Source organism: Winogradskyella sp. (assembly GCF_013213975.1).
Classification (GTDB): domain Bacteria; phylum Bacteroidota; class Bacteroidia; order Flavobacteriales; family Flavobacteriaceae; genus Winogradskyella.
The window spans coordinates 14,400-34,895 of record NZ_JABSST010000033.1; the positions used below are offsets into that span (position 1 = coordinate 14,400).

The following is a 20,496-nucleotide window of genomic DNA, read 5'->3' on the forward strand; positions in this document are numbered from 1 at the left end:
ATTATGGATTTAACAATATAAGTATTACAAAATTCTATAAAACTAAAAAGCGATTACCAATTGGTAATCGCTTTTGTTAATTACATAATTTAAATGAAATTATTTCACTTTAAACGCATTTGCCTGCGGAAAATAAGCAACATCACCTAACTCTTCTTCAATGCGTAATAATTGATTGTATTTTGCCATACGATCACTACGTGACGCAGAACCTGTTTTAATTTGTCCTGTATTTAATGCAACTGCTAAATCAGCGATGGTATTATCTTCTGTTTCTCCAGATCTATGAGACATAACAGATGTATACCCTGCATTATGAGCCATGTTAACCGCAGAAATAGTTTCAGTTAATGTACCTATTTGATTCACTTTAATTAGAATTGAATTTGCAATACCATTTTCAATTCCTCGAGACAAACGTTCTACATTTGTTACAAACAAATCATCACCAACTAATTGTACGCTATCGCCAATTTTATCTGTTAGTAATTTCCAGCCATCCCAGTCGTTTTCATCCATACCATCCTCGATAGAAATAATCGGATATTTAGAAGCCAACTCTGCTAAGTACTCTGCTTGCTCTTCAGAGGTTCTTACTTTACCAGAATCTCCTTCAAACTTAGTATAATCGTATTTTCCATCTACATAAAACTCTGCTGAAGCACAGTCTAAAGCAATCATAACATCATTACCGAAGGTATACCCAGCTTTTTCTACAGCTAACTTAATAGCATCTAAAGCATCTTCTGTTCCTCCTTCTAAATTTGGAGCAAATCCACCTTCATCTCCAACTGCAGTGCTTAATCCTCTATCATGTAAAACTTTCTTGAGGTTATGAAATATTTCAGTTCCCATTTGCATGGCATGAGTAAAGTCCTTTGCTTTAACTGGCATTACCATAAACTCTTGAAATGCGATTGGTGCATCACTATGAGAACCCCCATTAATAATGTTCATCATAGGTAATGGTAACGTATTAGCAGAAACACCACCAACATATCTGTATAAAGGTAGTCCTAACTCATTTGCGGCTGCTTTAGCAACTGCTAAAGACACACCTAAAATAGCATTGGCTCCTAATTTTGATTTATTCGGTGTTCCGTCTAAATCAATCATTAATTGATCAATGGCATTTTGTTCAAATACAGAAACACCTAGTAACTCTTGAGCAATAACTGAATTAACGTTCTCTACCGCTTTCAAAACTCCTTTTCCCATGTAGGTATCTCCACCATCTCTTAACTCAACAGCTTCATGCTCACCAGTAGATGCTCCAGATGGCACAGCTGCGCGACCCATAATGCCACTTTCTGTTACTACATCAACTTCAACAGTTGGATTTCCTCTTGAATCTAAAATTTGTCTTGCGTGTACATTAATTATAATGCTCATTCTGTTTGGTTTAAGTTAAAATATTAATTAGCTTCAAATTTACAAAATTGTTGTACCACTTTATATCCTTAAATATTAGAATTACATTAAATGTTTACGATAATGTTTTCGTAAATTAAAAATGGCAATAAATCTTAAATTTTATTGCCATTTTTCAATTAGTTATTTTTTATATTCTCTATAAATTGATCGAATAAGTATACCGAATCATTTGGTCCAGGACTTGCTTCTGGGTGGTACTGTACTGAGAAACAATTCTTATCCTTTATCTTAATACCTGCAACAGTATTATCATTAAGATGAATATGGGTTATCTCTACATTCTCATTAGCTTCTGTCTCTTCTCTATTAATTGCAAAGCCATGATTTTGAGACGTAATTTCACCTTTACCTGTTATTAAGTTTTTAACTGGATGATTAATTCCTCTATGGCCATTATGCATCTTATAAGTGGAGATGCCATTAGCTAAGGCAATGACTTGATGACCTAAACATATACCAAATAATGGCTTATTTCTCGCAATAATCGCTTTAGCTACAGCTTGAGCTTCTACTAATGGTTCTGGATCACCAGGTCCATTAGAAATAAAAAAGCCATCTGGATTAAAAGCTTCTAAATCTTCAAACTTAGAATCATGAGGAAAGACTTTTATGTAAGCATCTCGATTTGCTAAATTCTCAAGAATATTCTTTTTAATGCCAATATCTAAGGCAGAAATCTTATACCTAGCATTTTCGTTTCCGTAAAAATAAGGCTCTTTAGTTGAGACTTTTGAAGCCAACTCTAAGCCTTCCATGTTAGGTTGTTCTGCTAATTGCTGTTTTAAACCATCTATATTATCAACTTCTGTCGAAATCACCGCATTCATTGCGCCATTATCCCTTATGTAGCTTACTAATGCCCTAGTATCTACATCTGAAATGGCAAGTGTATTATGCTTTTCAAAATAATCCTCTAATGATGCATCACCTCCAGGTCTAGAATATTCAAAACTGAAGTTTTTACAAATTAATCCAGCAATTTTGACAGTTTCAGATTGGTTCTCATCGTCCTTGGTTCCGTAATTACCAATATGTGCATTTGTAGTAACCATAAGTTGACCATAATACGATGGATCTGTAAAAATTTCTTGGTATCCTGTGGTACCAGTATTAAAACATACCTCTCCAAATGCAGTGCCTTCTTTTCCTATAGATTTACCATGGAAAATTGTACCGTCCGCTAATAAAATAAGTGCCTTCTTTCTTTGTTTGTATTTCATGCCTTTGTCCTAAATTATATGGGTTTGTAAGATTTCCGTTTGTTCTTTCCCTACACTATCGTATTGACATTAAAGATTAAACGTTGCAAAAATCCAAAAAAAAAGGATAAACTTAAAAAGTCTATCCTCTATATTTATTAATGCTTATTAACATTTTATTCTTCTTCGTTTGAAGCTTGAGTTTCAACTGGTGGAGTTGCTACTGCTTTTTTCTTACCACCTCTTCTACTTCTACGAGTCTTCTTCTCAGGTCTACCTGCTGTGTAAAGTTCGTTGTAATCAACTAACTCTATCATAGCCATATCAGCGTTATCACCTAATCGGTTACCTAACTTAATAATACGTGTGTAACCTCCTGGACGATCTCCTACTTTAGAAGCAACATCTCTAAATAACTCTGCAACAGCTTCTTTCTGCTTTAATCTAGACATTACAATTCTTCTATTGTGCGTAGTGTCTTCCTTAGATTTAGTGATTAAAGGCTCAACAAATTGTTTTAATGCCTTTGCTTTTGCAGTTGTAGTGTTAATACGCTTGTGTTCTATTAAAGAACAAGCCATATTAGCTAACATTGCCTTTCTGTGGGCTGATTTTCTACCTAAGTGGTTGAATTTTTTTCCGTGTCTCATGACTTTTGTTTTATCATCTTGCTACCAAACTCATTATTTGAGGAGCAAAATATGATTAATAATTAATTATAATTAGTCTTTATCTAATTTGTATTTACTTAAATCCATACCAAAGTTAAGACCCTTAACGTTAACTAGTTCTTCTAGCTCAGTTAATGACTTCTTACCAAAGTTTCTGAATTTCATTAAATCATTTTTATTAAATGATACTAAATCACCTAAAGTATCAACCTCTGCAGCTTTTAAACAGTTTAATGCACGCACAGAAAGGTCCATATCAACTAATTTAGTTTTTAATAATTGTCTCATGTGAAGTGACTCTTCATCATAAGTTTCAGTCTGTGCAATTTCATCAGCTTCAAGGGTAATACGCTCGTCAGAGAATAACATGAAGTGGTGAATTAATATTTTAGCAGCTTCCGTTAATGCATCTTTAGGATGAATTGAACCATCTGTTTGAATTTCGAAAACCAATTTTTCATAATCCGTTTTTTGCTCAACACGGAAGTTTTCAATGCTATACTTTACATTCTTTATTGGAGTGTAAATTGAATCTGTAAAAATAGTTCCTATTGGTGCAGAAGCTTTTTTATTTTCTTCAGCAGGAACATAACCTCTACCTTTTTCGATCGTTAATTCCATGTTGATGTTTACTTTCGGATCTAAGTTACAGATCACTAAATCCGTATTTAATACTTGGAAACCAGAAATAAACTTTTGGAAATCACCAGCAGTGATTTGCTCTTGTCCTGAAATAGAAATTGTAACAGTTTCGTTATCAACTTCATCAATTTGACGCTTAAAGTTAACTTGCTTTAAGTTCAACACCATTTCAGTAACATCTTCTACTACACCAGAAATTGTAGAAAATTCGTGATCTACACCTTCTATTCTAACAGATGTAATTGCGAAACCTTCTAAAGAAGATAATAACACACGTCTTAGTGCATTACCAACTGTTAAACCATATCCTGGTTCTAATGGTCTGAATTCGAATTTACCTTCGAAATCAGTAGAATCAATCATGATTACTTTGTCTGGTTTTTGAAAATTTAATATTGCCATACTCTTGCCTTCGTTTTAATTGTTATTTAGTTGCGCGGTTTAAAGGTTTGAAGAAGACCATAAACCCTTTGGCTAAATACCAATGTGATTAATTTATTATTTAGAATACAATTCGACGATGAACTGCTCATTGATTTGCTCAGGAATCTGAATTCTCGCTGGAACAGCAACATAAGTACCTTCCATTGTATCATTATTCCAAGTAATCCATTCGTAAACGTTGCTTGAATTTGCTAAAGAATTTTTGATTGCCTCTAAAGACTTCGATTTTTCTCTAACACCTACAACATCACCAGCTTTTAATTGGTAAGATGGAATGTTTACTTTTTCACCGTTAACGGTTATGTGTCTATGTGACACTAACTGTCTCGCACCGCTTCTAGTTGGAGAAATACCCATTCTGTAAACTACGTTATCTAAACGTGATTCACATAACTGTAATAATACCTCACCAGTAATACCCTGTGCAGCGGTTGCTCTTTTAAACATGTTTCTGAATTGGCGCTCTAAAATACCGTAAGTATATTTTGCTTTTTGCTTCTCCATTAATTGGATAGCGTATTCAGATTTTTTTCCACGACGACGATTATTTCCGTGCTGACCTGGAGGATAGTTTCTTTTTTCGAAGGCTTTATCGTCTCCAAAAATAGGTTGCCCGAATTTACGAGCGATTTTTGTTTTAGGACCAGTATATCTTGCCATTTTTTAATTGTTTTTGAGAGTAGTTAAAGAATTAAGGTCTTAATCTTATCCTTCAATAACCATTTACCTCTCGTTGATACTTGTTATTTTAAATTTTAAGTTTGCAAATGTACGCATAAAAAAGCAAATATCAGTCAATTATTTGACTGATATTAATTGCTTTAAATCCGTAATTATACACGACGTCTTTTAGGTGGACGACAACCATTATGTGGCATTGGAGTTACATCAATGATTTCTGATACCTCAATACCTGCATTGTGTATGGATCTGATAGCAGATTCTCTACCGTTACCAGGACCTTTTACATAAACTTTTACTTTCTTTAAACCAGCTTCTTTTGCTACACCTGCAGCATCTTCAGCTGCTAATTGTGCTGCATAAGGAGTGTTCTTTTTAGAACCTCTAAAGCCCATTTTACCAGCAGATGACCAAGAAATTACGTCACCTTTTTTATTTGTTAAAGAAATAATGATGTTGTTAAATGAAGCTGTGATGTGTGCTTCGCCAATAGCATCAACAATTACTTTACGTTTTTTAGAACTTGACTTTGCCATATCTTTTAGTTTCTAGTTGTTAGCTTTTAGTTGTTAGAATCCTAAACCTTTCGATTTCGAACAGATTCATCTAACGTCTAATTACTAATGACTAATGTCTGTTATTATTTAGTTACTTTTTTCTTGTTAGCAACTGTTTTTCTTCTACCTTTTCTTGTACGAGAGTTGTTTTTAGTACGCTGACCTCTTAACGGAAGTCCAGCTCTGTGACGAATACCTCTGTAACATCCAATATCCATTAATCGCTTAATGTTTAATTGTGTTTCAGAACGTAATTCACCTTCAATTTTGTACGTACCAACTGCCTCACGGATTGCTCCGATTTCATCGTCAGTCCAATCTTGAACTTTTGTGCTTTCGTCTACCTTAGCAGCTTCTAAGATATCTTTAGCTCTACTTCTACCTATTCCATAGATATAAGTTAAGGATACTACTCCTCTTTTTTGTTTTGGTATGTCTACACCTGCAATTCTTGCCATATTAATTTAGTGTTTAGTGTTAGTGTTTAGTTGTTAGAATCCTAAACCTTTCGATTTCGAACAGATTCATCTAACTACTAATTACTAATGACTTTTCTTTGTTTATCCTTGTCTTTGTTTGAATCTAGGATTCTTCTTGTTAATAACGTATAGTCTTCCTTTACGTCGTACTAATTTACAATCAGCACTTCTTTTCTTAACTGATGCTCTTACTTTCATCTGTAATAGTTTTTAAATACTAATTTTAGTATCTATAAGTTATTCGAGCCTTAGTTAAATCGTAAGGACTCATTTCTAATTTTACTTTATCACCTGGTAACAACTTAATGTAGTGCATACGCATCTTACCCGATATATGTGCTGTCACTATGTGACCATTTTCTAATTCAACACGAAACATTGCATTTGATAATGCTTCTATAATTGTTCCGTCTTGTTCTATCGCTGCTTGCTTTGCCATAAATTATTTTTAGTGTTCAATTGTCTTTTAACAAATACTTTGCTTAAAGCCATTGAACTTTCTAAACTGATTTTATAATTATGAGGTAACAGATTTTCTGTTCTTACCTGTTTTCATCAAGCCATCATAATGCTTATTCAATAAATAAGAATTAATCTGCTGCATTGTATCAATAGCAACTCCCACCATAATCAATAATGATGTTCCACCAAAGAATAATGCCCAACCTTGTTGCACCCCTGCAAATTGATAAACAAATGCTGGAAATATCGCAACCAATGCCAAGAATATAGATCCTGGTAAAGTAATTTGAGACATAATCTTGTCTAAATATTCTGCAGTTTCTGTACCTGGTCTAATACCTGGAATAAATCCACCACTACGTTTTAAATCATCAGCCATTTTATTCGTTGGTACAGTAATAGCAGTATAGAAATACGTGAATATGATAATTAATAATGCAAATACTACATTATACCAAAATCCAAATAAGTTATTTCCAAATTCTGCTTGTAACCACTGACCTGTTTCAGTACCTTCTAAAAATGAAGCTTGACCAATTAATCCCGGTACAAACATAATTGCTTGAGCAAATATGATAGGCATTACACCAGAAGCGTTTAGCTTCAACGGTAAAAATTGACGCGATCCAAATACATTCTTCTCGTAACCACCAGAAGCAGTTCGCCTAGCGTATTGAACTGCTATTTTACGCACGGCCATTACTAGGAATACCGATGCTAAAATAATCAAGAACCAGATTACCATTTCAATTAAGATCATCATAAAACCACCATTACCACCATCTAATCTTGATGCTGCATTAAGCATAAATGACTGTGGCATAGTCGCAATAATACCAACCATAATTAATAATGATATACCATTACCAATACCCTTATCTGTAATTTTTTCACCCAACCACATTGCAAAGACGCAGCCTGTTACTAATATGATAACTGATGAAAAGTAAAAGATACTTTCAGAAAAATTAGGGACTAACAAAGCACTCATAGATTGGGCTCCAGATAGCGCAGGTACACTAGCCAAATATCCAGGCGCTTGTACTAAACAAATACCAATAGTTAACCAACGTGTAATTTGAGTGATTTTCTTTTGACCACTCGCACCTTCCTTTTGTAATTTCTGCAAATAAGGAATCGCAATACCCATTAATTGTACAACGATGGATGCCGATATATAAGGCATAATTCCTAAGGCAAATACCGAAGCGTTTGCAAAGGCACCACCTGTGAAGGCATTTAATAATCCTAAAATTCCACCATCTACACCAGCCTGTAAACCTCCTAATTTATCGATATCAATACCAGGTAAAACAACCTGAGCACCAAAACGATAAACTAATAATAAACCTAAAGTAAGAATGATTCTATCCTTAAGTTCTGTAATTTTCCAGACGTTTTTTAATGTTTCTATTATCTTCATCCTTAATATATCTTATAAAGTTACGGCTTCACCACCAGCAGCTTCAATAGCAGCTTTTGCTGTAGCAGTAAATTTATGAGCAGTTACTGTTAATTTTGCTTTTAATTCACCTCTTCCTAAGATTTTCACTAGATCATTCTTTCCAGCTTTACCTAAGGCAACAAGTGTATCAAAGTCTACAGCACCCTTAATTTTCTTTTCGTCTACTAACTCCTGTAAAGTATCTAAGTTAATACCTTGGTACTCCACTCTATTGATGTTAGTAAATCCGAATTTAGGGACACGTCTTTGTAAAGGCATTTGACCACCCTCAAATCCTAATTTCTTAGAATATCCAGAACGTGATTTCGCACCTTTATGACCTCTACGAGCAGTACCACCTTTACCAGATCCTTGCCCACGACCAACGCGCTTTCCTTGATTTTTAACTGAACCTTCTGCAGGTTTTAAATTACTTAAATCCATTTTTAAGTGTATATTTTTAAGCTTCTTCTACAGAAACTAAATGTTCAACTTTTTTAACCATACCAAGGATATTTGGTGTGGCATCGTGCTCTACAGTTTGACCAATCTTCTTAAGACCTAAAGCTTCTAATGTAAGCTTTTGTCTTTTAGTACGATTGATTGCACTCTTTACTTTCGTTACTTTAATCTTTGCCATCTTATCCTAGATTATCCTTTAAATACTTTTTCAAGTGAAATTCCACGTTCTCTAGCTACTGCTTTAGCATCTCTTAATTGTAATAGAGCATCAAATGTTGCTTTTACCACATTGTGAGGGTTAGAAGAACCTTGAGACTTTGATAATACATCATGTACACCAACAGCTTCAAGTACTGTTCTTACAGCACCACCAGCAATAACTCCTGTACCAGGTGCAGCTGGAATAATATTTACTCTAGCACCACCATACTTACCCTTTTGTTCATGAGGTAAAGTACCTTTAATGATTGGAATTCTTACTAAGTTCTTCTTAGCATCTTCAACAGCTTTTGCAATTGCAGTAGCCACATCTTTAGACTTTCCTAAACCATGTCCTACAACTCCTGCTTCATCACCTACAACTACGATAGCCGAGAATCCAAATGCTCTACCACCTTTAGTTACCTTAGTTACACGCTGTACACCAACTAAGCGATCTTTTAAATCTAATCCGCCTGGTTTTACTAATTCTGCGTTTTTATATTTTTGATACATAATGTCTTAAAATTTAAGTCCTGCTTCTCTAGCACCGTCTGCTAATGATTTTACTCTTCCGTGATATAAGTAACCACCTCTATCAAAAGAAATAGTTTCAACACCAGCTTTAATAGCTTTTTCAGCAACAGCCTTACCAACTAAAGCAGCAACTTCAGTTTTATTTCCTTTGGACTTTGCAATATCTTTATCTCTTGAAGATGCAGCAGCTATAGTTACTCCAGTAACATCATTTACAACCTGAGCGTAAATTTCTTTATTACTTCTAAAAACAGTTAATCTCGGTCTTGTTTCAGTACCAGATACAACCTTGCGGATTCTGTTTTTAATTCTTATTCTTCTTTCTGTCTTTGTTAATGCCATAACTCAATTATTAAGCTGATTTACCTGCTTTTCTTCTAATTTCTTCACCAACAAACTTGATACCTTTTCCTTTGTAAGGCTCTGGCTTACGGAAGCCACGAATTTTCGCTGCAACCTGTCCAACCAATTGCTTGTCATGAGATGTTAATTTAACGATTGGGTTTTTACCCTTTTCAGATATTGTCTCAACTTTTACTTCTGGCGCAATGTCCATAACAATATTGTGAGAGAAACCAATAGCTAAATCTAATTTCTGTCCTTGATTTGATGCTCTGTAACCAACACCTACTAATTCTAATTCTTTAGTAAATCCGTTAGACACACCTTCTATCATATTCGCAATTAACGCTCTATATAGACCGTGTTTTGCTCTGTGATCTTTCTTTTCTGAAGAACGTGATACTTGTATTGTACCGTCTTCTTGCTTAATTTCAACTGCTGAATAATCTTGAGATAACTCACCTAATTTACCTTTTACAGTAATTACGTTATCTGTAATCTCAACTGTTACACCTTCAGGAATTGCGATTGGGCTTTTACCTATTCTTGACATAACTTCCTGTTTTTAGTAAACGTAACATAATACTTCGCCACCAACGTTTTCTCTTTGCGCTTGTTTACCTGTCATCACACCGTGAGACGTTGAAACAATTGCAATACCTAAACCATTTAAGATTCTTGGCATTTCGTTAGCCCCAGCATATTTACGTAAACCTGGTTTACTGATTCTTTGAATTTTCTTGATGACGGACTCTTTAGTGTCTTTGTTGTATTTCAAGGCAATCTTAATAGTACCCTGTACTGTTGAGTCGTCAAACTTATAACTTAAGATGTAGCCCTGATCGAACAAGATCTTAGTTATCTCTTTTTTTAAGTTAGATGCAGGAATCTCTACCACTCTGTGGTTAGCTTTCACAGCATTTCTAACTCGCGTTAAATAATCCGCTATTGGATCTGTGTACATAGTTTTAAATTTTGGAAAATGGTTTTCGAGTCTCTCGAACCTACATTCCGATTATACAATAGTTACATTGATAATTGTACAGAAGCTATTTCGCTTCCTGTTACCAACTTGCTTTTTTTACTCCAGGAATTAACCCTTTATTAGCCATTTCTCTAAACATTACACGAGAGATACCAAACTGTCTCATATAACCCTTTGGTCTTCCTGTAAGTTTACAACGGTTGTGCATACGTATTGGTGATGCATTTTTTGGTAACTTTTGTAATGCTTCGTAATCTCCAGCTTCTTTTAAAGCTTTTCTTTTCTCAGCATATTTAGCAACCGTTTTAGCACGCTTCACCTCACGAGCTTTCATTGATTCTTTAGCCATAATTAATTCTTTTTAAATGGTAATCCTAGTTCTGTTAATAATGACTTAGCCTCTTTATCTGTTTCAGCTGAAGTCACAAATGTGATATCCATACCAGAAATCTTGTTTATCTTATCGATATCAATTTCTGGGAAAATAATCTGTTCTGTAATACCTAAGTTATAATTTCCACGACCATCAAAACCGTTAGCTTTAATACCGTTAAAATCTCTTACTCGTGGTAATGCTGAAGTCACTAATCTATCTAAGAATTCATACATTTGCTCACCACGTAAAGTTACTTTAGCACCAATTGGCATACCTTTACGTAATTTAAATGAAGCAACGTCTTTCTTAGAAATCGTAGCTACAGCTTTCTGTCCAGTAATTTTAGTTAACTCATCAACAGCGTGATCAATTAATTTTTTATCTGCAACAGCAGCACCAACACCTCTAGAAAGTACAATTTTTTCTAGCTTAGGTACTTGCATTACATTCTTATATCCAAATTCTTCTGTAAGAGCAGCAACAACTTTGTCCTTATACTCTTGTTTTAATCTTGCAACGTAAGCCATAATTAAATTACTTCATTAGATTTTTTAGAAAATCTCACTTTAGTGTCGCCATCCATTCTAAATCCAACTCTTGTTGTTTCACCTTTACCGGTTAGTAAAGACAAGTTAGATATATGAATAGATGCTTCTTTCTCTACAATACCACCTTGAGGATTCTGTGCACTTGGTTTTGTATGTTTCTTAACCATGTTCACACCTTCTACGATGGCTTTGTTCTTATCTTTTAATACTTTAAGTACTTTACCTTCAGATCCTTTATGATCGCCAGCAATGACTTGTACTGTATCTCCTGATTTTATTTTAAGCTTTGTCATCTTATTTATCAATTAAAGCACTTCAGGTGCTAATGATACAATTTTCATGAATTGTTTATCACGAAGTTCTCTTGCTACAGGTCCAAATACACGAGTGCCTCTCATTTCACCTTGTGGGTTCAAAAGTACACAAGCATTGTCATCAAATCTGATGTAAGATCCATCTGGTCTTCTTACCTCTTTAGCAGTACGTACAACAACCGCAGTAGACACTGCTTTTTTCTTAACGTTTCCGTTTGGAGTAGCATCCTTAACAGACACTACTACTTTATCACCAACAGAAGCATATCTCCTTTTTGTACCACCTAAAACACGAATTACTAAAACTTCTTTAGCTCCAGTGTTATCAGCTACTTTTAATCTTGATTCTTGTTGTACCATAATTACTTCGCTCTTTCAATTATTTCTACTAATCTCCAACATTTAGATTTACTCATAGGTCTTGTTTCCATGATCTTTACAGTATCTCCTTCGTTGCAGTCGTTTGTCTCATCGTGTGCGACGTATTTCTTTGTCTTTAACACGAACTTTCCATACATAGGATGCTTTACTTTCTTTACTTCTGAAACAACAATAGATTTCTCCATTTTGTTACTAGTAACTACTCCTATACGTTCTTTTCTTAAATTTCTTTTTTCCATCTTTCAGCAGAATACAATTATTGTCCGTCTCTTTTAGTTAACTCTGTTGCCAATCTCGCTACACTACGTCTTACGTTACGTAACTGAATTGGATTTTCTAAAGGAGATATTGCGTGAGCCATTTTTAGGTCTGCATAACTCTTTTTAGTCTCACTAAGTTTTTCTTGTAACTCAGCTGTTGAAAGCTGTATAATTTCTGATTGCTTCATAATTCCTTTTTATTAAGCTTCGTAATCTCTAGCTATGATAAACTTAGTTTTTACAGGAAGTTTTTGTGCTGCTAAACGTAAAGCTTCTTGAGCTACGTCTAATGGTACACCACTTACTTCGAATAATATGCGTCCTGGTTTTACAACAGCTGCCCAATATTCCACGGCACCTTTACCTTTACCCATACGTACTTCAAGAGGCTTTTTTGTGATAGGCTTGTCTGGAAATATTTTAATCCATAACGATCCTTCTCTTTTCATGTAACGAGTAGCGGCAATACGCGCTGCTTCTATTTGACGTGCAGTTATAAAAGACGAGTCTAATGACTTAATACCGAAAGTACCATTTGATAACAAATGACCTCTTCCAGAATTACCTTTCATACGACCTTTTTGCTGCTTACGAAATTTTGTTCTTTTAGGCTGTAACATTTTTTCTTTTCTTTAAAAAATTACTTTCTACGACGTTGGTTTCCTTTGTTTCCACCTCGTCCACCTTTTCCTTTTTGCTTTGAAAGACCTACTAATGGAGAAAGTTCTCTTTTTCCATATACTTCACCTTTCATAATCCACACCTTTACACCTAATCTACCATAAGTAGTATGTGATTCAACAAGAGCATAATCAATATCAGCTCTAAATGTAGATAACGGAATACGTCCTTCTTTGTAGTGCTCAGAGCGTGCCATTTCAGCACCATTTAAACGACCACTAATTTGAACTTTAATTCCTTCAGCGTTCATGCGCATTGCAGCTGCGATAGCCATTTTAATTGCTCTTCTGTATGAAATCCTACTTTCAATCTGACGCGCAATACTTGCTGCTACTAAATGTGCATCTAGCTCAGGTCTTTTAATTTCAAAGATGTTCAACTGAACTTCTTTTCCAGTAATTTTCTTAAGCTCTTCTTTTAACTTGTCTACCTCTTGACCACCTTTACCAATAATAATACCAGGTCTAGCAGTAGTGATAGTAACGGTTACAAGTTTAAGCGTACGCTCAATAATTACTCTACTCACACTAGCTTTAGATAAACGCGCATGGATATACTTACGGATTTTATCATCCTCAGCAAGTTTATCTCCATAATCATTTCCGCCATACCAGTTAGATTCCCATCCTCTGATAATACCTAAGCGATTTCCGATTGGATTTGTCTTTTGTCCCATACTCTATCTTAGCTTTGTGTTTTATTTAATGCGTCTACAACCACAGTAACGTGATTAGAACGCTTTCGAATTCTGTGTGCTCTACCTTGAGGTGCTGGACGTAAACGCTTAAGCATTGTACCACCATCAACCCTAATCTCTTTGATAAATAGATTAGCTTCCTCAACATCCGCATCTTCGTTCTTAGCCTGCCAGTTTGCAATTGCAGACATAACTAACTTTTCTAAACGACGAGACGCTTCTTTCTGACTAAATCTAAGAATCTGAAGAGCTTTATCAGCCTTTTCACCTCTAACCAAATCTGCAACTAAACGCATTTTTCTTGGAGATGTAGGACAGTTATTTAGCTTTGCAAAAGCAACCTGCTTCTTCTCAGCCTTAATAGCTTCCGCCATTTGTTTTTTACGACTTCCCATGATTCTTATTTTTTACCTTTGTTCTTAGCACCTGCATGACCTCTAAAAGATCTTGTTGGTGAAAATTCTCCTAATTTATGACCTACCATATTTTCAGTAACATAAACTGGTACAAACTGACGGCCGTTGTGTACAGCGATTGTCTGACCAACAAAATCTGGAGAAATCATTGATGCTCTAGACCAAGTTTTAATAACTGTCTTCTTGTTAGAAGCTACATTCTCTGCAACTTTCTTTTCTAATTTATAGTGGATATAAGGTCCTTTTTTTAATGAACGTGCCATACTATCTTAATTATTTCTTTCTACGTTCTACAATATACTTGTTACTCGCTTTCGTCTTAGAACGCGTTCTATAACCTTTAGCTGGAATACCATTTCTAGATCTTGGGTGACCACCTGAAGATTTACCTTCACCACCACCCATTGGATGATCAACTGGATTCATTACTACTGGTCTTGTACGTGGACGTCTTCCTAACCATCTGCTTCTACCTGCTTTACCAGATACGATTAACTGATGATCTGAGTTAGAAATAACGCCTATGGTAGCCATACATGTTACCAATACCATTCTCGTTTCACCAGAAGGTAATTTAATAGTAGCAAACTTTCCATCTCTTGCCATTAACTGAGCGAATGCACCAGCACTGCGCGCCATAACAGCACCTTGACCAGGACGTAACTCAATACAAGAGATAATCGTACCTAAAGGTATTTGACTTAATGGCATTGCATTCCCAATTTCTGGAGCAATTCCTTTCTCACCAGATACAACTGTCTGCCCTACTTGTAAACCATTCTGAGCGATGATATATCGCTTCTCTCCATCCTGGTAATTTAATAAAGCAATAAATGCAGTTCTGTTTGGATCGTACTCAATTGTTTTAACTTCTGCTGGAATTCCAGTTTTGTTGCGTTTAAAATCGATAATACGATACTTCTTCTTATGGCCACCACCTTTGTAGCGCATGGTCATTTTTCCTTGACTGTTTCTACCACCAGATCTTTTTTTCGGAGCAAGCAAGCTTTTCTCCGGCTTGTCAGTAGTAATGGCGTCAAATCCATTAACTACTCTAAATCGCTGAGCTGATGTGATCGGTTTTAATTTTCTTACTGACATAAGTCTAATTACATGTTAGCGTATAAATCTATTGTCTCACCTTCCGCCAGTTGTACAATTGCCTTTTTAACGGCATTTGTTTTACCATGTTGAATACCCGTTTTTGTGTAACGTGTTCTTCTATCTGGACGGACATTTATAGTACGAACTTTTTCTACAGAAACACCATAAGCAGCCTCAACCGCTTTTTTGATTTCTACCTTGTTCGCCTTTGTGTTCACTTCAAATGCATAAGCATTTAACAACTCACTTTGCATGGTTGCTTTTTCTGTGATGATAGGTTTAATTAAGATACTCATCTGTGTTTTATTTACTTAAATTCGATTCAATTCCTTCTAATGCACCTTCTAAAAGAACAACTTTATTAGCGTTCATTATTTTATAAGTGCTTAATTCTGAACTAGTTATAACTTCAGAACCTTTCAAATTGCGCGACGACAAATATACATTATTATTCGAGTCACCCAATACAAATAGAGACTTTTTGTTATCTATCTCTAATGCCTTTAATACATCAACGAAATTCTTAGTCTTTGGAGCATCGAAATTAAAATCTTCTAATACTACAATTGACTTGTCATTTGCCTTAATACTTAATGCAGATTTACGTGCTAATCGCTTTACGTTTTTATTTAATTTAAACCCGTAATTTCTTGGTCTTGGACCAAACATACGACCACCACCTTTAAATACACCAGACTTAATAGAACCTGCACGTGCAGTACCAGTTCCTTTTTGTTTCTTGATCTTACGTGTACTTCCAGCAATCTCTGCTCTTTCTTTTGCCTTGTGCGTTCCCTGTCTTTGGTTTGCTAAGTATTGCTTAACATCTAAATAGACAGCATGATTATTAGGCTCAATAGCGAATACGTCTTTAGAAAGCTCAGCTTTTCTACCCGTATCTTTTCCGTTTATATCTAAAACTGCTACCTTCATTACTTCTCAATAATTACATAAGAATTTTTGTGACCAGGAACACATCCTTTTACAACAAGCAAGTTCTTTTCTGGAACTACTTTATAAACTCTTAAATTTTGAACTTTTACTGTATCACCACCCATTCTTCCGGCCATCTTCATTCCCTTGAAAACTCTCGCAGGATAAGAAGCTGCACCAATAGAACCTGGAGCTCTTAAACGGTTGTGCTGACCATGCGTTGCTTGACCTACACCTCCAAAACCATGACGCTTTACTACACCTTGGAAACCTTTACCTTTTGAAGTTCCTGAAATATCAACGAACTCACCTTCGATAAACTGTTCTACTGTGATGGCATCACCTAATTTGTACTCCTCGCCAAAACCTTTAAATTCTACGACTTTGCGTTTTACAGAAGTACCCGCTTTTTTAGCATGCCCTTGAGCAGCCTTAGTTGCGTTTTTTTCTGTCGCGTCATCGAAACCTAATTGAAGGGCATTGTAACCATCCACTTCTTCAGTTCTGACTTGGGTAACGATACATGGACCTGCTTCGATTACTGTACATGGAATATTCTTTCCATTTTCATCAAAGATGCTGGTCATACCGATTTTTTTTCCAATTAACCCAGACATATTTATTTATTATTAATTATTATTCCTTATTTAAACTTCAAGGCTGAAAAATACGTTTCAGCCTTGAATTGTATTTTTACCGTTTTTCCTTCGCTCGCAGCTCCGGACATGTCTTTGAGCATTGCGCTCAATATATGATTACACCTTAATCTCTACTTCAACTCCACTTGGTAACTCAAGCTTCATTAATGCATCGATTGTTTTAGAAGATGAAGAGTAGATATCTAATAATCTCTTGTAAGAACTTAACTGAAACTGCTCTCTTGACTTCTTGTTAACGTGAGGTGAACGTAACACAGTGAAAATTTTCTTGTGTGTTGGTAAAGGGATTGGACCCGTTACAACAGCACCTGTGCTCTTTACTGTTTTTACAATCTTATCAGCAGACTTATCAACTAAATTATGATCGTAAGACTTTAATTTTATTCTAATTTTCTGACTCATTTTCTTTTTAGTTTTAAGCTTCTACGCCTTTAGCTGCTTTGATTACTTCTTCAGATATATTTTGTGGTGTCTCAGCATAGTGTGAGAATTCCATTGTTGAAGTTGCTCTACCAGACGATAATGTTCTTAATGCAGTTACATAACCAAACATTTCAGATAATGGTACATTAGCTTTTACAACTTTAGAACCTGCTCTATCGCTCATGTCATTAACTTGACCACGACGACGGTTAAGGTCACCTACAATATCACCCATGTATTCTTCAGGTGTTAATACTTCTAATTTCATGATTGGCTCCATGATTACAGCTTTTGCAGCTTTTGCAGCAGCTTTAAATCCTAATTTTGCAGCCAATTCGAATGATAACTGATCAGAATCCACATCGTGGTAAGACCCATCAGTTAACGTAACTTTCATAGCGTCTACTTCGTAACCTGCTAATGGACCGTTAACCATTGCCATTTTGAATCCTTTCTCTACAGAAGGAACAAATTCTTTTGGTACGTTACCACCTTTGATTTCAGATACGAATTCAAGACCTTGCTTACCTTCTTCAGCTGGCTCAAGTGTAAATACGATATCAGCGAATTTACCACGTCCACCAGATTGTTTCTTGTAAACTTCTCTGTGCTGTGCACGTTGTGTAATAGCTTCTTTGTACTCTACCTGAGGTTGCCCTTGATTAACCTCTACTTTAAACTCACGCTTAAGACGGTCAACAATAATATCTAAATGTAGCTCACCCATACCAGAAATAATGGTCTGACCTGAAGCTTCATCAGTTCTTACTGTAAATGTTGGGTCTTCTTCTGCCAATTTTGCAAGAGCCATACCTAACTTATCAACATCAGCCTTTGTCTTTGGCTCAACAGCGATACCAATTACTGGATCTGGGAAGTCCATTGATTCTAATACAATTGGATGCTTTTCCGCAGACAATGTATCACCAGTCTTGATATCTTTAAAACCTACCGCTGCACCAATATCACCCGCTTCGATAAACTCAATAGCATTTTGTTTGTTAGAGTGCATTTGGTAGATACGAGAGATACGCTCTTTCTTACCTGATCTATTGTTTAATACATAAGAACCTGCGTCTAAACGCCCTGAATAGGCTCTAAAGAATGCTAAACGACCAACAAATGGATCAGTAGCAATTTTAAATGCTAATGCAGAAAATGGTTCTTTTACATCTGGCTTACGTGCAATCTCAGTATCTGTATCTGGGTCCGTACCAACAATCGCCTCCTTATCTACAGGGGAAGGAAGGTAACGACAAACAGCGTCTAATAGAAATTGTACACCTTTATTTTTAAATGCAGACCCACAAATCATAGGAATGATTGACATATCCATTACAGCAGCTCTGAGTGCAGCATGCACTTCGTCTTCTGTGATAGAGTCTTCATCTTCCATGAATTTCTCTAAAAGATTTTCATCATAACTAGCTACTTCTTCAATAAGATTAGCTCTTAACTCCGCAGCCTCAGCTTTTAATTCTTCAGGAATATCAATAACATCAAAAGTCGATCCCTGCGTTTCATCGTGCCAAACAATAGCACGGTTTTTCACTAAATCAACAATTCCTTTAAAATCAGCTTCGTCTCCAATATTCATTACAATAGGAACTGCATTAGAACCTAACATATCTTTTACCTGCTGACATACTGCCATAAAGTTAGATCCTTGACGGTCCATTTTATTAACGAAACCAATACGAGGTACTTTATAGTTATCAGCCAATCTCCAGTTCGTTTCAGATTGAGGTTCAACACCATCAACCGCACTAAATAAGAACACTAATCCGTCTAATACGCGTAACGAACGATTTACCTCAACCGTAAAATCAACGTGACCAGGAGTGTCAATAATATTAAAGTGATATCCTTTAGTGTCTGGAGTTGGTTGTCCATTTTCTAATGGAAAGTTCCATGTACAAGTTGTAGCAGCAGAAGTAATTGTTATACCTCTTTCTTGTTCTTGCTCCATCCAGTCCATAGTAGCGGCACCATCATGTACTTCACCGATCTTGTGAGATACACCTGTGTAATAAAGGATACGCTCTGTAGTTGTAGTTTTACCAGCATCAATATGTGCGGCAATACCTATATTTCTAGTAAATTTTAAATCTCTTCCCATTGTTCTAATTAAAATCTAAAGTGTGAGAATGCCTTATTTGCTTCTGCCATCTTATGAGTATCAACTCTTTTCTTAACAGCTGCACCTTCTTCTTTAGCTGCAGCTAAGATTTCCGCTGCTAAACGTTGTGCCATAGATTTTTCGTTTCTCTTACGTGCATAGCCAATCAACCACTTCATTGCAGTTGAAACTTTACGATCTGGACGAATTTGCATTGGAATTTGGAATGTTGCACCACCAACACGACGACTACGTACTTCTACGTGAGGCATCACATTAGATAAAGCATCTTTCCATACTTCTAAAGCTGTTTTTTCTTCGTTGTTCTTTTTCTCCTCAACAATATCAATTGCATCGTAGAATACTTTAAAAGCTACAGACTTCTTACCATCCCACATCATGTTATTAACAAAACGTGTTACCAACTGATCATTAAATCTTGGATCTGGTAAAAGCGGTCTCTTTTTTGCTGCTCTTTTTCTCATGTCTTCTTCTTAAAGTTTTAAATTACTTCTTAGGGCGTTTTGCACCATACTTAGATCTTCGTTGTGTGCGATCAGCAACACCTGCTGTATCTAATGCACCACGAACGATGTGATATCTAACACCTGGTAAATCTTTTACCCTTCCACCTCTAACCAATACTATCGAGTGCTCTTGCAAGTTGTGACCCTCACCACCGATGTATGCATTTACTTCGTTTCCGTTTGTTAAACGAACCCTTGCTACCTTACGCATCGCTGAGTTAGGTTTTTTAGGTGTCGTTGTATAAACACGAGTACATACACCACGTCTTTGAGGACACGAATCCAAAGCAGCCGATTTACTCTTCTTGGTTATTTTGGCTCTTCCTTTTCGTACTAATTGTGAAATTGTTGGCATATATTACTATATAAATTTTTGTTAACCCTCTCTTTTGAGGGCTGCAAAGGTAGAAATATATCTTTATAATTCAAATAGTTGAGAATTTATTTTTTGAAGAAAATTTAGTATTCATTTTCTACATATATAATAAGGTCTATTTTTACGTTATCGTTTTAGATATCAT

The 20,496-nt window shown here is 35.6% G+C and carries 34 protein-coding genes; all 34 read right to left on the reverse strand.

The window, feature by feature from the left end; translation table 11 throughout:
• Positions 1-99: 99 nt before the first annotated feature.
• Positions 100-1,392, reverse strand: coding sequence for a phosphopyruvate hydratase (gene eno / locus HRU49_RS06650; protein ID WP_296355421.1), 1,293 nt, complete (start codon positions 1,390-1,392; stop codon positions 100-102).
• Positions 1,393-1,550: 158 nt separating this feature from the next.
• Positions 1,551-2,654, reverse strand: a complete 1,104-nt coding sequence (carA, locus tag HRU49_RS06655; RefSeq protein ID WP_296355423.1) for a glutamine-hydrolyzing carbamoyl-phosphate synthase small subunit — start codon at positions 2,652-2,654, stop codon at positions 1,551-1,553.
• A 155-nt stretch (positions 2,655-2,809) separates the two neighbouring features.
• On the reverse strand, positions 2,810-3,283 hold the full coding sequence (gene rplQ, locus HRU49_RS06660; protein ID WP_296355424.1) for a 50S ribosomal protein L17: 474 nt from the start codon (positions 3,281-3,283) through the stop codon (positions 2,810-2,812).
• A gap of 72 nt (positions 3,284-3,355) precedes the next feature.
• Complete coding sequence (locus HRU49_RS06665; protein WP_296355425.1) at positions 3,356-4,348, reverse strand: DNA-directed RNA polymerase subunit alpha; 993 nt, start codon at positions 4,346-4,348, stop codon at positions 3,356-3,358.
• 96 nt (positions 4,349-4,444) lie between these two features.
• Complete coding sequence (rpsD, locus tag HRU49_RS06670; RefSeq protein ID WP_296355427.1) at positions 4,445-5,050, reverse strand: 30S ribosomal protein S4; 606 nt, start codon at positions 5,048-5,050, stop codon at positions 4,445-4,447.
• 173 nt (positions 5,051-5,223) lie between these two features.
• On the reverse strand, positions 5,224-5,607 hold the full coding sequence (rpsK, locus tag HRU49_RS06675) for a 30S ribosomal protein S11 (protein WP_294073563.1): 384 nt from the start codon (positions 5,605-5,607) through the stop codon (positions 5,224-5,226).
• A gap of 104 nt (positions 5,608-5,711) precedes the next feature.
• Positions 5,712-6,086 carry a 30S ribosomal protein S13 gene (gene rpsM, locus HRU49_RS06680; protein WP_296355431.1) on the reverse strand — a complete coding sequence of 125 codons (375 nt, stop codon included), beginning with the start codon at positions 6,084-6,086 and terminating at the stop codon, positions 5,712-5,714.
• Between the two features lie 102 nt (positions 6,087-6,188).
• Complete coding sequence (ykgO, locus tag HRU49_RS06685; RefSeq protein ID WP_008269159.1) at positions 6,189-6,305, reverse strand: type B 50S ribosomal protein L36; 117 nt, start codon at positions 6,303-6,305, stop codon at positions 6,189-6,191.
• 25 nt (positions 6,306-6,330) lie between these two features.
• The gene (infA, locus tag HRU49_RS06690) at positions 6,331-6,546 is read right to left on the reverse strand and encodes a translation initiation factor IF-1 (protein WP_007094967.1); all 216 of its coding nucleotides are present in this window, start codon (positions 6,544-6,546) and stop codon (positions 6,331-6,333) included.
• A 78-nt stretch (positions 6,547-6,624) separates the two neighbouring features.
• The gene (gene secY / locus HRU49_RS06695) at positions 6,625-7,992 is read right to left on the reverse strand and encodes a preprotein translocase subunit SecY (RefSeq protein ID WP_296355433.1); all 1,368 of its coding nucleotides are present in this window, start codon (positions 7,990-7,992) and stop codon (positions 6,625-6,627) included.
• Positions 7,993-8,004: 12 nt separating this feature from the next.
• Positions 8,005-8,457, reverse strand: coding sequence for a 50S ribosomal protein L15 (gene rplO / locus HRU49_RS06700; protein ID WP_296355435.1), 453 nt, complete (start codon positions 8,455-8,457; stop codon positions 8,005-8,007).
• Between the two features lie 16 nt (positions 8,458-8,473).
• On the reverse strand, positions 8,474-8,653 hold the full coding sequence (gene rpmD / locus HRU49_RS06705) for a 50S ribosomal protein L30 (RefSeq protein WP_296355437.1): 180 nt from the start codon (positions 8,651-8,653) through the stop codon (positions 8,474-8,476).
• An 11-nt stretch (positions 8,654-8,664) separates the two neighbouring features.
• Positions 8,665-9,189: a 30S ribosomal protein S5 gene (gene rpsE, locus HRU49_RS06710; RefSeq protein WP_296355439.1), complete on the reverse strand. Its 525-nt coding sequence runs from the start codon at positions 9,187-9,189 to the stop codon at positions 8,665-8,667.
• A gap of 6 nt (positions 9,190-9,195) precedes the next feature.
• Positions 9,196-9,552, reverse strand: a complete 357-nt coding sequence (gene rplR, locus HRU49_RS06715; RefSeq protein WP_296355441.1) for a 50S ribosomal protein L18 — start codon at positions 9,550-9,552, stop codon at positions 9,196-9,198.
• A gap of 10 nt (positions 9,553-9,562) precedes the next feature.
• Positions 9,563-10,105: a 50S ribosomal protein L6 gene (gene rplF / locus HRU49_RS06720; protein ID WP_296355444.1), complete on the reverse strand. Its 543-nt coding sequence runs from the start codon at positions 10,103-10,105 to the stop codon at positions 9,563-9,565.
• A 12-nt stretch (positions 10,106-10,117) separates the two neighbouring features.
• Positions 10,118-10,516: a 30S ribosomal protein S8 gene (gene rpsH, locus HRU49_RS06725; RefSeq protein WP_296355447.1), complete on the reverse strand. Its 399-nt coding sequence runs from the start codon at positions 10,514-10,516 to the stop codon at positions 10,118-10,120.
• 100 nt (positions 10,517-10,616) lie between these two features.
• The gene (gene rpsN / locus HRU49_RS06730; protein WP_076620346.1) at positions 10,617-10,886 is read right to left on the reverse strand and encodes a 30S ribosomal protein S14; all 270 of its coding nucleotides are present in this window, start codon (positions 10,884-10,886) and stop codon (positions 10,617-10,619) included.
• A 2-nt stretch (positions 10,887-10,888) separates the two neighbouring features.
• Entirely contained in the window at positions 10,889-11,440 is a 552-nt protein-coding gene (gene rplE / locus HRU49_RS06735; protein WP_296355451.1) for a 50S ribosomal protein L5, read from the reverse strand.
• A gap of 2 nt (positions 11,441-11,442) precedes the next feature.
• Positions 11,443-11,754, reverse strand: a complete 312-nt coding sequence (rplX, locus tag HRU49_RS06740; RefSeq protein ID WP_296355454.1) for a 50S ribosomal protein L24 — start codon at positions 11,752-11,754, stop codon at positions 11,443-11,445.
• 12 nt (positions 11,755-11,766) lie between these two features.
• The gene (gene rplN / locus HRU49_RS06745; protein WP_278006379.1) at positions 11,767-12,135 is read right to left on the reverse strand and encodes a 50S ribosomal protein L14; all 369 of its coding nucleotides are present in this window, start codon (positions 12,133-12,135) and stop codon (positions 11,767-11,769) included.
• A gap of 2 nt (positions 12,136-12,137) precedes the next feature.
• The gene (gene rpsQ / locus HRU49_RS06750) at positions 12,138-12,395 is read right to left on the reverse strand and encodes a 30S ribosomal protein S17 (RefSeq protein WP_296355457.1); all 258 of its coding nucleotides are present in this window, start codon (positions 12,393-12,395) and stop codon (positions 12,138-12,140) included.
• A 17-nt stretch (positions 12,396-12,412) separates the two neighbouring features.
• Positions 12,413-12,604 carry a 50S ribosomal protein L29 gene (gene rpmC / locus HRU49_RS06755; protein WP_296355460.1) on the reverse strand — a complete coding sequence of 64 codons (192 nt, stop codon included), beginning with the start codon at positions 12,602-12,604 and terminating at the stop codon, positions 12,413-12,415.
• A 12-nt stretch (positions 12,605-12,616) separates the two neighbouring features.
• Positions 12,617-13,036, reverse strand: coding sequence for a 50S ribosomal protein L16 (gene rplP, locus HRU49_RS06760; protein WP_111685490.1), 420 nt, complete (start codon positions 13,034-13,036; stop codon positions 12,617-12,619).
• Between the two features lie 20 nt (positions 13,037-13,056).
• Complete coding sequence (gene rpsC / locus HRU49_RS06765) at positions 13,057-13,773, reverse strand: 30S ribosomal protein S3 (protein WP_296355463.1); 717 nt, start codon at positions 13,771-13,773, stop codon at positions 13,057-13,059.
• Between the two features lie 8 nt (positions 13,774-13,781).
• Complete coding sequence (gene rplV, locus HRU49_RS06770; RefSeq protein ID WP_296355465.1) at positions 13,782-14,189, reverse strand: 50S ribosomal protein L22; 408 nt, start codon at positions 14,187-14,189, stop codon at positions 13,782-13,784.
• A 5-nt stretch (positions 14,190-14,194) separates the two neighbouring features.
• The gene (gene rpsS / locus HRU49_RS06775; RefSeq protein WP_008269180.1) at positions 14,195-14,473 is read right to left on the reverse strand and encodes a 30S ribosomal protein S19; all 279 of its coding nucleotides are present in this window, start codon (positions 14,471-14,473) and stop codon (positions 14,195-14,197) included.
• Between the two features lie 10 nt (positions 14,474-14,483).
• Positions 14,484-15,311 (reverse strand): 50S ribosomal protein L2, encoded by an 828-nt coding sequence (gene rplB / locus HRU49_RS06780; RefSeq protein ID WP_296355467.1) that lies wholly within the window; start codon positions 15,309-15,311, stop codon positions 14,484-14,486.
• A gap of 8 nt (positions 15,312-15,319) precedes the next feature.
• On the reverse strand, positions 15,320-15,610 hold the full coding sequence (rplW, locus tag HRU49_RS06785; protein WP_111685495.1) for a 50S ribosomal protein L23: 291 nt from the start codon (positions 15,608-15,610) through the stop codon (positions 15,320-15,322).
• 7 nt (positions 15,611-15,617) lie between these two features.
• The gene (rplD, locus tag HRU49_RS06790; RefSeq protein WP_296355469.1) at positions 15,618-16,247 is read right to left on the reverse strand and encodes a 50S ribosomal protein L4; all 630 of its coding nucleotides are present in this window, start codon (positions 16,245-16,247) and stop codon (positions 15,618-15,620) included.
• A complete protein-coding gene (gene rplC, locus HRU49_RS06795; protein ID WP_296355471.1) occupies positions 16,247-16,864 on the reverse strand; it encodes a 50S ribosomal protein L3 in 618 nt (205 codons plus the stop codon). Before rplC ends, rplD begins: the two co-directional genes overlap by 1 nt.
• A 138-nt stretch (positions 16,865-17,002) precedes the next feature.
• Complete coding sequence (gene rpsJ / locus HRU49_RS06800; RefSeq protein ID WP_007650482.1) at positions 17,003-17,308, reverse strand: 30S ribosomal protein S10; 306 nt, start codon at positions 17,306-17,308, stop codon at positions 17,003-17,005.
• Between the two features lie 13 nt (positions 17,309-17,321).
• Positions 17,322-19,448, reverse strand: coding sequence for an elongation factor G (fusA, locus tag HRU49_RS06805; protein ID WP_296355473.1), 2,127 nt, complete (start codon positions 19,446-19,448; stop codon positions 17,322-17,324).
• Positions 19,449-19,456: 8 nt separating this feature from the next.
• Entirely contained in the window at positions 19,457-19,933 is a 477-nt protein-coding gene (gene rpsG, locus HRU49_RS06810) for a 30S ribosomal protein S7 (protein ID WP_296355475.1), read from the reverse strand.
• A 22-nt stretch (positions 19,934-19,955) separates the two neighbouring features.
• Positions 19,956-20,330 (reverse strand): 30S ribosomal protein S12, encoded by a 375-nt coding sequence (rpsL, locus tag HRU49_RS06815; protein WP_296355478.1) that lies wholly within the window; start codon positions 20,328-20,330, stop codon positions 19,956-19,958.
• Positions 20,331-20,496 lie beyond the last annotated feature (166 nt).